This window comes from Microvirga antarctica (genome assembly GCF_017921815.1).
Taxonomy (GTDB): domain Bacteria; phylum Pseudomonadota; class Alphaproteobacteria; order Rhizobiales; family Beijerinckiaceae; genus Microvirga; species Microvirga antarctica.
The window spans coordinates 1-284 of the sequence record NZ_JAGEMM010000164.1; the positions used below are offsets into that span (position 1 = coordinate 1).

The 284-nt window shown below is 62.3% G+C and carries 1 pseudogene; it reads left to right on the forward strand.

The window, feature by feature from the left end:
• A pseudogene (locus tag J4G32_RS21320) lies at nucleotides 1–284 on the forward strand (methylmalonyl Co-A mutase-associated GTPase MeaB); the annotation flags it as partial.

Genomic DNA, 284 nt, shown 5'->3' on the forward strand with positions numbered 1-284 from the left:
CACGCATGGCTCGGCTCACCGTCGAACCGAATGCGTACATCCGGCCGTCACCGACGTCCGGCACGCTCGGTGGTGTTGCCAAGGCAACCCGCGAGACCATCGTGCTTCTCGAAGCTGCCGGTTTCGACGTCATCCTGGTGGAAACGGTGGGTGTCGGCCAGTCCGAAGTCACTGTTGCCAACATGGTGGACTGCTTCACGTTCCTGACCCTCGCTCGTACCGGTGACCAGCTCCAGGGCATCAAGAAGGGTGTCCTCGAGCTCGCAGATCTGGTGGCGGTCAAC